This window comes from SAR324 cluster bacterium (assembly GCA_029245725.1).
In the GTDB taxonomy this organism is placed as follows: domain Bacteria; phylum SAR324; class SAR324; order SAR324; family NAC60-12; genus JCVI-SCAAA005.
Map to the genome: position 1 here is coordinate 1 of JAQWOT010000052.1, position 9,618 is coordinate 9,618.

The following is a 9,618-nucleotide window of genomic DNA, read 5'->3' on the forward strand; positions in this document are numbered from 1 at the left end:
CAAGAGAAATGGGCGGTCCTAAGATTCTAATCTCACTAAATGGATTTTGATCAGTTTCCTTTAGAAAATTCATGGATACGTCATTCTTGTCTTCAGGGATGAGATAGCTGGAAAAGCACTGCAAATTTGATTTGAGATTCTTAGTTTGCGGTGTGTTTTTTTGAAATTTCTTGTTCGAGATCAATATGACCCCTGCTTTAGCAAACCAACTTTTCGTTTCGAATTATCGATTGCCAGCTGAATTACCCGATAAATACAAAGATTTTTGCAAAGGGTTGCTAGGTTTTTTGCCAGAAGAAAGAATTTTTACAGATAAGCTTCGGTGTCTCGCTTATGGTACAGACGCTAGTTTTTACAGAATGGTGCCGAAGATTGTTGTAAAAGTAGCTGAAGAGAACGAGGTCTCCAGTATCCTCCGGTTGGTGTATCAATTAGAAATTCCAGTAACTTTTAGAGCTGCGGGTACTAGTCTTTCAGGACAGTCAATTACTGACTCTGTGCTGGTTTTGTTAGCGGGGAATTGGACTGGTGCAAGAGTAGAATCCAATGGTGAACGAATTGCTTTGGAACCCGGTGTAGTTGGGTCAAGAGCAAACGATATTTTAAAGCCATTTGGCAGAAAAATTGGCCCAGATCCAGCCTCCATCAATTCTGCGATGATTGGTGGGATCGCAGCCAATAACGCTAGTGGCATGTGCTGTGGAGTCAATTTCAACAGTTACCGCACTCTGCATAGTATGCGGGTTATTCTTGCAGATGGTCATCTTCTAGATACAAACGACCCTGAAAGCTGCGAACGTTTTCGCAGGAATCATCGAGAACTGTTGGATTCCCTAGCCTCCCTTGCTAACCAAGTCTGTAGCAACTTAGAACTCTCTGATCGTATCAAGCACAAATATCAGATTAAAAACACCACAGGTTACAGTCTGAATGCACTGGTTGATTATCACGATCCTCTAGAGATTCTTCAGCATCTCATGATTGGGTCAGAGGGGACTTTGGGTTTCATCTCAGAAATTACCTATAGAACTGTTCCTGATCCAGCCCACAAAGGAACTGCATTTGTCTTGTTTCCTGACATTGTTTCGGCATGTTCGGTGGTAACTGAGCTAAAGAAACAGAAGATCGATGCAGTTGAACTCTTTGATCGCTCAAGTCTTAAGGCCATTGAAGACCAGCCCACCGCACCAAAGTATCTCAAGGGTCTGCATGAAGATGCATGTGCTCTTTTGATTGAGACAGGAGACCAGCGAGCAAATGTAAAGGATTCAAAAGTCAGTAAGATAATGAAGCTTCTGAGCACTAAAAAAGTCTTGGTAGAGCCTGAATTTACTTCAGATTCAACCGAAGCTGCGGGGCTCTGGAAACTCAGAAAAGGATTATTCCCATCTGTAGGAAACCTGCGAAAGGCGGGTACAACAGTCATTATTGAAGATTTTGCTGTACCAGCCCATAGATTGGCTGAGGCTGTAGTTGATTTGAGAAATCTGTTTGACAAGTATCACTATGCAGATGCGATTCTCTTTGGCCATGCACTCGAAGGGAACCTTCACTTCTGTTTCACTCAAGATTTTTCAACACAAGCAGAAGTCGATCGTTACGAGAATTTGATGGCAGAGGTTTGCAAACTTCTTGTAGAAAAATATGATGGCTCATTGAAGGCGGAACATGGTACTGGAAGAAACATGGCGCCTTATGTTGAATTAGAGTGGGGAAAAGAAGCGTATGGTTTGATGAAACAAATAAAGCATTTGTTTGATCCTGCAAACTTGCTGAATCCTGGGGTGATCCTGAACAATGATCCCAAAGTTCATGTCAAACAACTTAAACCTCTTCCAGTGGCAAATGAGATAATCGACAAATGCATTGAATGCGGTTTTTGCGAAACACAATGTCCCTCACGGGACTTGAGTTTATCGCCAAGGCAAAGAATTACTGCGTGGCGAGAAATAACCAGACTATCAACGACGGGAGAAAATAAAGAACTACAGTCGGAATTGAGGAAGCTTTATCACTATGACGGTGAGGATACCTGTTCTACGGACGGTCTTTGTGCAATGAACTGCCCGGTCGATATTGATACAGGTAAATTGATCAAGCAGTTGCGCTTTGACCACCATTCCAGTCTAGAAAACAGCATTGCCAATTGGTGTGAAAATAACTTTGCGCTGGCTTCAAAACTTGCTCGTCTGGGCTTAGCGATGGCAAACATATTACACAAGGTACTCGGTAGTGATGCACTTGTCGGATTGAGCCGTATTCTTCGAAAAGTAAGTGGTAATCAAATTCCCCAATGGAATCCACATTTTCCAAAGCCGGCTCCAAGGATTGATTGGCAACATGATACCAAAACAAACTCGAGCAATGTTGTTTACTTCCCAAGCTGTATCTGCAGGATGATGGGGCCCTCTGAAGGCAGTCATACATCTCATGCAGAAGCAGTTCACCAAGTTCTAAATCGTGCTGGCTATCAATATGTTCATCCGGAAGGAATTGAGGAAATGTGTTGTGGGGTTGCCTTCGATAGCAAAGGCTTTCCAAGACAAGCCAAGCGTAAAACAGAGGAACTCAGAGAAGCACTTTTGAAAGCATCCAACAACGGGGTGTACCCAATTCTTTGTGAAACTAGTCCATGCGTTCAGCGCTTGAATCAAGAATTGTCAGAATTACCAATTTATGATCCTGTTTCATTTGCAGGAGAATTTTTACTAGATCGGCTCGAGTTTCAGCAATTGGAAGAGACCGTTGTGATTTATCCAACCTGCAGTAATCGTAAGGCAGGGCATGTTCCCAAAATGCAGGATATTGCTAGTAAATGTGCGAAGGAAGTCGTTCTACCACACACAGCTACTTGCTGTGGTACTGCCGGAGATCGAGGAATTTTTCACCCTGAGCTTCCCGAAAAAGCGCTGAACAGTTTAAAGAGTCAAATCCCAAAAAATTGTTCACTGGGTATTTCTAATAGCAGAACGTGCGAGCTTGGGCTCTCCATGGTATCGGATGTAAAATTTGAATCTCTGTTTCACCTTCTACTCAAGGCATCAAAGCCAAAAAATTGACTTAGCTGGAGGGTTTGAACGTTGACAGTTCTTCGAAGACAAGAGGCTCTCCGGTGATCTCTTGTCTTGCCCGAAAAACCAAAATGATTTTGTTTCCAGTAAAGGGATCTTCGAGCTTCATTTTCTGGGGAAACAGACCAGCTTCTCCCTCTTGCCATCTATTGATCTTTACACTGAGTCGATCGCCCAAAACGCTGTCTCGTTTTACCAACTCGATCACGCGCTGATCCTCATCCCTCTTTTCTACCTCCAGTAAACTAACTTTGGTTGGTTGCTGAAGTAATTCTTGAATTTCGGCCAGTTTCACGTCTACCCCTAAAAATTCTTCCCGAATCTCCATGGAGTTTTCGTGGAGTGATGAAGACTGATCACGATAGTCGTACAGCAAAATTTGTGAATCATTTGCTCGTAATTCCCAAATTCGACTTCCGATTACAGGAGCTAATACTCTTAAACGAACACCATCATCTTGTAGCAGTAATTCTATATCACCAGTCTGCTTTTCATACTCAGTTTGAATGAGTATGCGGCCTGAATAGAGTTGTGCTGTTTTTGTAAGGTTCTGGGGATTTGGAGATTGGGTCGTTTGACAGGCAGCCAGCCCGAGAATGACTGGCCAGATGAAGAACTGAGAAGTTACTTTTTCTCTTGCGGATCCTTCATAAACATTGCTTCGCAAGAAAAAAAAACAATCAAATAGACAGCTGTGACTGCCCCGAAGGTCATCAAAATATTAAATTCATGCATAATTTATCTTGAACATGAGATTGAGAAATTAAAATCAATGAATTGAACTTACTGAGAAAAAGCCCCACTTGCAACAGCTTTCAGAGTAGATAATTTAGAGCCTGGCTGATTTCATCATCCTGCAAACAAGTAGCCAGACAACCATGAGTACCGTGCGGGCATTGTTTCATTTTACAGTGGCTGTTCGTTAATTTTGGTGTGGTGACACGCTCCAAATTTTCCAAAGGTCCCCACCGGTCAGGAGTGTGTGGTATCGCTGGGCAAAAAAAGGTAGTAACTGGAGTTCCAACTGCACTAGCTATATGAGCAGGTCCAGTGCTTGTCGTAATCAAGCCGCAAGCCTCTGAAAGCAGAGCTATCATTTGCTCCAAACTTAATGTGCCAGTCAGATCAATGATATTATTCGTTGAGAATTCTGATTTAAGTGATTCATTGTATTCTTTTTCTAAATCTACTCCTGTGAGCACGACTCTTATACCAGAAAGAGAAACTTGCTGAATTAGTTGTCTGTATTGATCCCAGCTAAGGTTGGGTGCGGAATCTCCATTCCCTGGATGAACAACAAAGTATTTCTCGAGGATGTCATTCGCATTAAGTTTACCTTGAACTTCTAGCTTTGTTTTTTCAGGAATAGCTAAACGAAACTGTGGAATCTCACTTTTTACATCCTGGATGATTGGTTCTAGGAGATCGAGATTGTACTCAACTTCATGTTTCAGGCATTCTCTTCGAGACTGATGGACCCGATCAGTCAATAAGAAAGAATACCAACGGTGGCTTGTGCCAATTCGCCTGGGTACGTCAGCCCTCCATAAGGCAAATGTTAAACCGAATCGGGGATAGAAAAGAATTGCAGAATCATACTCTTGTTGCTGGATTTCATTGGCAAGACGTTGATGTCCTCTGATGCCTCGGTGAGCTCCTTCATGGTCATAATTGAGTATCTGGCTAATCTCTTTTACATTTTTCAAGATAGGGTGCGTGTATTTTCTGGCTAGGAAGTCAATCTGACAATCGGGCCACTTTTCTTTGATGGGTTTGACAACAGGGAGGGTAAGCAATGTATCGCCAATGCGATCAGTTCGAATGAGTAAAATTTTTCGCAATTTATATAGTGGCTTTTCGTGAATAGACTGGGGTTATCAAAAAAACACTAAACTAACGTGACTACTTTTTAAGGAGTTTCACAATTTCTTGAATTTTTTGTTGAGCAGCTTCCGGGTCAGATTGTATAAGCGCCTGTTGGACGCAATGATTTAGATGATCTTCTAGAATATTTTTCTCTACCTGCTGGACAGCTCCTTCTAAAGCACGTAACTGAGTCAGGATGTCAACACAATATCTCCTTTCTGAGATCATTGTCTGTATACCCCGAACCTGTCCTTCTACCCTTCGCAAGCGAGGTAATTGTTTGTCATGATCAGGATGGTTCGCCATAGTCTGGAGGCTAATCGATCTTAGGAATTTTAAGTGATTTTAGGCGTTGTGCATTGCTGACTACAGAGATTGAACTGAGAGCCATTGCAAGTGCTGCCCACTCTGGATTGAGGTTGATTCCCCAAGCACTGAAAGCCCCTGCCGCTAGGGGGATGCTCAAGAAATTATAGCCAAAAGCCCAAAATAAATTTTGTTTTATGTTCTTAATCGTTTCTCGGCTTAACAAAAGTAGCCTAGCTAGGTGCCGTAAATCATTTTTCATTAGTACAGCATCCGAAGTTTCTAAAGCCAGCCCCGTTCCACTCCGGAGAGTAACTCCGACATCGGCTTTCGTTAACGAAAGCGCATCATTCATGCCGTCTCCCACAAATAGTACCAATTGTTTCTGATCTTGCCATTGCTGAATTTTAGTAGCTTTTTCCAGTGGTGATAATTCAGCATCCCAATTCGTGACTCCTAGTTCAAGTGCTGTTGAATGAACTGCTTTGGAGCGGTCACCCGAAAGAATAGCTATCTCTCTACCTTGTTTTTTAGCGAATTTTATAAAAGATTTGCTCTCTGACCGTAATTCATCCTGGCACTCCAATAATCCAATCCAGCATCCATCCCGCACTACATGCACAAGAGTAGATGCCTGATCTGGTATCTTTATATTTTCTGGCACATTGAGCCCTGACTCCTGAAGCCACTTTTCACTACCGAGTTGAATCAGTTGGTTTTGAACTTTTGCCTGAACACTTAAGCCAGAAATTGCCAGAAATTCCTCAGCTTTTGAAAGTACTAAGGATCGCTGTTTGGCAGCTTTGATAATGGCTTGAGCAAGAGGATGCTCAGATGATTTTTCAACTGAAGCAGCAAGAGTCAGAACCTCTGATTCTGTGATATTTGATGCAGTTTGCATTTTATGAAGTTGGGGCTTCCCAGAAGTCAAGGTGCCAGTTTTATCGAGTGCAATAATTTTAGCCTTTGCAGCACACTCCAACGCACTTGCATTACGCATCAGTAACCCGTTGCGCGCTCCTGTAGTAGTCGCCACCAAAATGGCGACTGGGGTAGCCAATCCCAGTGCACATGGGCATGCAATCACTAGCACGGCAATGATATGTTCAAGAATTTGAGGCCAACTTGCCCCCAGATAATACCAAGTTCCACCAGTGAGTATCGCGATCAAAAGAACAAATTTGACGAAATGTCTTGAAAATTGATCGACCAGTCTGGCTATGGGAATCTTATCATTTTGGGCACCAATCACATTTTGGATGATTTTCTGTAATGCGGTGTCAGGACCTACTTTTTGGACCTCAACAAGCAGCGTTCCCTGTTGATTGACTGTACCAGCTTGTATGAAGTCACCAATTGATTTCTCGATGGGAAGGCTTTCGCCAGTCATCATCGATTCATCCATACTACTGTACCCATCTTTGACTAAACCGTCAGCCGGAACCCGATCGCCTGGTTGCAAGCGAATTAGATCACCCTTGACCAATATTTCGCTAGGAACTTCACGCTCATTTTCACCTTGCAGTAACCTAGCTTTTGATGGCTGGAGCAACCACAATTCTCTGATTGCACTTGTAGTTTGGCTGCGGCTTTTTCCCTCTAGATACCTGCCGATCAGGATCATGGTTATAATTATCCCAGCAGATTCTAGGTAGAGTGGGGCTTCAATGAGAGAAGTTCCTTGCAGAATCGATGTGAAGCTGACAAAGCTCCAGAGTAGTGCTGCTCCTGTTCCAAGGGCAACAAGAGTGTCCATGTCAGGATTTCCTCCAAATAGAGAACGAAAACCATTCTTGTAGAAATCCCTGCCAGCCCAAAGAACAGGAAGGATCAGTATCCACTGAGTAAGTACATAAAACTTTGGAGATTCATATGGATCCAGAAAGGTAGGCAATTGAAGGTACACCATCGGGCCCATGGCCAATAAGAATAAAGGCAGTGTCCCAATTAGCGCCCACTTCCAGTTACTGCTTTCTTGTGAAGAATCTGGGTATGAAAGTGAACTAAAATTATTAGATAGAAGCCTTTCTGGGGAGTAACCTTTTTGAGAAAGTAAATTCTGAATTTCGTTATCTGATAATCGATCAGAATCGTACTCAACTCGACAGTTTGATAAGGCTAAATTGACTTCCGCATGCTCAACTCCCCTCAATTCTTCCAATGAGTTCTCAATAGATCGCACACAGCCTGCACAGCGTACATTCTGAAGTTGATACTGAGCAAAAGCTTTAGAATCTTTTGCTGCTAACTGCTTGGTATCCTGCAAATCTTGTTTGGATTCAAGAATGATTGATAACATTTTTCTCTAAGGTAAGTTAAATATTGAATATCAATCATATATACCCCCTATGGGTATATATGTCAATATTCTTCAATAGATCTGGCCTCGGCTTATAGTTTTGAAACGATTCAGCTTTCATGAATTTAAGTTTCTCGTTGATTGTTTTTGAAATCATTTAATAATTCTGAAGTCTTCTTAAATTATTCAGAATCTGAAATTGGAGCGATGGAATGCAAGAAGGTGTGTTGGTCTTGAAATCTGGTGAAGTATTCGAAGGTTTGCTTCATGGCTCAGGAGAGTCCCCACAAGGAGAGGTGATTTTCAATACATCAATGACGGGTTATCAAGAAATTCTAACAGATCCATCCTATTCTGGTCAGATAGTCACGATGACATACCCCCATATTGGAAATTATGGGATCAATCCTGAAGAGATGGAGTCAACAAAGGTACATGCCCAAGGTTTGATCGTGAGAGAACTCAGCCTCGTCCCCAGTAATTGGCGGAGTTCAAAGCCGCTTAAAGAATGGTTGATGGAGCACGGTGTGTCTATCTTGGAAGGAATTGATACGAGGGCGCTGGTCAAGAGAATAAGAACAGGCGAGTGCAACGGAGTGATCGCAGGAAAGCCTAAAAATTCCGAAGCTTTTGAGGAATTACGAAAGAGAGCTGTGAATCTTCAATCAATGGAAGGTCAAAATTGGGCAGATCAGGTTTCTACAATAAAAGTTTATGATTGGGAAATACCGAAAGATGTTAAATTTCAAGTAGTCGCCTACGATTTTGGAATTAAACACAATATTTTGCGTCTGATGGCCAACCTAGGAATGCAAGTGAGAGTGGTTCCATCATCTACTCCTGCTTCGCTAGTTTTAGAGCAAAACCCTGATGGAGTCTTTTTATCCAATGGGCCCGGAGATCCGGCTGTTGTGCAGGGTGCAATTGAGAATGTGAAAGCACTACTTGGGAAAGTTCCAATCTTTGGCATTTGTCTTGGCCATCAGATACTTTCACTGGCCTTAGGATGTCGAACCTATAAATTAGAATGTGGTCACCACGGTGCAAATCATCCAATTATGGATTACCAAACCAATAAGATTGAGATTGCCAGTCACAATCATGGGTTTGCAGTAGATGAGTCTAATCTTCCCAAAGGTGTTCGAGTCACACATCGGAATCTGAATGACGAAACAATTGCTGGGATTGAATGGACCAATTCTCCAGCTTATTCCGTTCAGTATCATCCTGAAGCTGCCCCAGGACCCCACGACTCACAATATCTCTTCCAAAGATTTGAGGAGATGATGCAAAGTAATAAGTAGCTACTAACTTAGAGTTTGCCTTCAGAACCAATCCTTTTGCTTCAGGAACCAACCAATCCCAATCCCGATGATCAGCATAAACAATTGAACCATCGGGGAGCCAAATTCCCATACGAGTTCTGGCATATGCTCAAAATTCATCCCGCATATCCCAGCAATGAAAGTGAGCAGCATGAAGATTAACGAAAACACAGCCAAAACCTTCATCTTGTCATTCGTTTTCTGAATCATCCGCGACAAATACAGATCAATCATTCCTGAAAGAATTTCTTGGTCAGCTTTTACAAATTCTAGGGCTTGTTGGGAATGATCTTGAACATCTCTCAAATACATCAAATTTTCTTCATTAAACCAATCGCTGTAATTTTTATAAAATTCTCCTACAAGACTACGGACAGAGGGTATCACCCTAGCAACTGAGATCATTTGTCTAAGAAGTCTGTATACCCCCTGCAAAAGTTGGGGGTCGGGTTTCTCACTCAGAGTTTCCTCCATCAGAACGAGGCTATCGCGGATTTCATCTAGAAACCCAAGATGCTGATCCACCAACAGGTCCAAAACAGCACAAAATAAAAAATCTAGTTGTAAATCACGATAGTAAGACCTTTTTCCCCGCCTTATCCTTTCTCTGACCGGCTCTAGAAGGTCTTTCTCTGAACTCGCAAAAGCTACTAGAGCCTGTCATCAAATAAACATTTGATCGTTTGAGAACATTGTTCTCTTTGGGGGAAAAGCCCTTTTTTTCCTTTTCCCTATTCAAGAGAAGTCCAAT

At 42.3% G+C, this 9,618-nt stretch carries 8 protein-coding genes; 2 read left to right on the top strand and 6 right to left on the bottom strand.

All coding sequences use genetic code 11. The annotated features are described in order from the left end of the window. Positions 1–185 precede the first annotated feature (185 nt). The gene (locus P8O70_02075; protein MDG2195672.1) at positions 186–3,059 is read left to right on the top strand and encodes an FAD-binding and (Fe-S)-binding domain-containing protein; all 2,874 of its coding nucleotides are present in this window, start codon (positions 186–188) and stop codon (positions 3,057–3,059) included. A gap of 1 nt (position 3,060) precedes the next feature. On the opposite strand, the gene P8O70_02080 is transcribed toward P8O70_02075, so the two are convergent. The 4 genes from P8O70_02080 to P8O70_02095 form a co-directional block, all read right to left on the bottom strand. Further along, a complete protein-coding gene (locus tag P8O70_02080) occupies positions 3,061–3,738 on the bottom strand; it encodes a lipoprotein insertase outer membrane protein LolB (protein ID MDG2195673.1) in 678 nt (225 codons plus the stop codon). Positions 3,739–3,886: 148 nt separating this feature from the next. Next, positions 3,887–4,912, bottom strand: a complete 1,026-nt coding sequence (locus tag P8O70_02085) for a glycosyltransferase family 9 protein (protein MDG2195674.1) — start codon at positions 4,910–4,912, stop codon at positions 3,887–3,889. Positions 4,913–4,973: 61 nt separating this feature from the next. Then, positions 4,974–5,243, bottom strand: a complete 270-nt coding sequence (locus P8O70_02090) for a metal-sensitive transcriptional regulator (GenBank protein ID MDG2195675.1) — start codon at positions 5,241–5,243, stop codon at positions 4,974–4,976. 10 nt (positions 5,244–5,253) lie between these two features. Next, positions 5,254–7,542 carry a heavy metal translocating P-type ATPase gene (locus P8O70_02095; GenBank protein MDG2195676.1) on the bottom strand — a complete coding sequence of 763 codons (2,289 nt, stop codon included), beginning with the start codon at positions 7,540–7,542 and terminating at the stop codon, positions 5,254–5,256. A 212-nt stretch (positions 7,543–7,754) separates the two neighbouring features. On the opposite strand from P8O70_02095, the gene carA reads away from it, so the two are divergent. Further along, positions 7,755–8,846, top strand: a complete 1,092-nt coding sequence (gene carA / locus P8O70_02100) for a glutamine-hydrolyzing carbamoyl-phosphate synthase small subunit (protein ID MDG2195677.1) — start codon at positions 7,755–7,757, stop codon at positions 8,844–8,846. 21 nt (positions 8,847–8,867) lie between these two features. On the opposite strand, the gene P8O70_02105 is transcribed toward carA, so the two are convergent. Both P8O70_02105 and P8O70_02110 read right to left on the bottom strand, forming a co-directional pair. Further along, complete coding sequence (locus P8O70_02105) at positions 8,868–9,467, bottom strand: CorA family divalent cation transporter (protein ID MDG2195678.1); 600 nt, start codon at positions 9,465–9,467, stop codon at positions 8,868–8,870. After that, the coding region (locus tag P8O70_02110; GenBank protein ID MDG2195679.1) for a hypothetical protein at positions 9,436–9,618 on the bottom strand (183 nt) is incomplete at its 5' end. The genes P8O70_02105 and P8O70_02110, both read right to left, overlap by 32 nt.

Excerpts from the sequence above, each read along its gene's own strand:
- P8O70_02090 (MDG2195675.1), bottom strand. The coding sequence starts at position 5,243 with ATGGCGAACCATCCTGATCATGACAAACAATTACCTCGCTTGCGAAGG.
- P8O70_02075 (MDG2195672.1), top strand. The coding sequence starts at position 186 with ATGACCCCTGCTTTAGCAAACCAACTTTTCGTTTCGAATTATCGATTG.
- P8O70_02095 (MDG2195676.1), bottom strand. The coding sequence starts at position 7,542 with ATGTTATCAATCATTCTTGAATCCAAACAAGATTTGCAGGATACCAAG.
- carA (MDG2195677.1), top strand. The coding sequence starts at position 7,755 with ATGCAAGAAGGTGTGTTGGTCTTGAAATCTGGTGAAGTATTCGAAGGT.